General features: G+C 57.7%; 1 protein-coding gene and 1 pseudogene. One reads left to right on the forward strand and one right to left on the reverse strand.

The genetic code is table 11. The features are described 5' to 3' along the window. Positions 1 to 142 (forward strand): annotated as a pseudogene (locus PL640_RS25660) (ABC transporter substrate-binding protein); the annotation flags it as partial. Positions 143 to 198: 56 nt separating this feature from the next. Here the strand turns inward: PL640_RS25660 and PL640_RS25665 are convergent. Next, on the reverse strand, positions 199 to 385 hold a 187-nt coding region (locus PL640_RS25665), incomplete at its 5' end, for a LysR substrate-binding domain-containing protein (protein ID WP_271363888.1).

Here is a 385-nt window from a genome sequence, read left to right on the forward strand (position 1 = left end):
GGCAATGGTGGCGACAGCCATGCAACTGACCGCTGGGCACTTCTACGATCAGGTGCCGGTCGCGGGTGAATATATCCTCGATGCGACGCTGATCACCAAGGACAATGCCGAGCAGTTCTACTTCCCGGATTCGCCATTCTGATCTGATTTTCCGCTAGTACCGACGCCCGCCGCAAGGCGGGCGTTTCATTTTGCGGACTACCCGTTCTTCCTGAACCAGGCCGAGAGATAGTCCACGAAGCTGCGCACCTTGGCGGGCAGGTAGCGGCGATGCGGATAGACCGCATAGATACCCCTGTCCTTGGAAATATAATCGTCGAACAGCGTCACCAGTTCGCCGGACTGGATATAGGGTCTGGCGATGAAATCCGGCACGAGCGCGATG

This window comes from Agrobacterium sp. ST15.16.024, assembly GCF_027956545.1.
GTDB lineage: Bacteria > Pseudomonadota > Alphaproteobacteria > Rhizobiales > Rhizobiaceae > Agrobacterium > Agrobacterium cucumeris.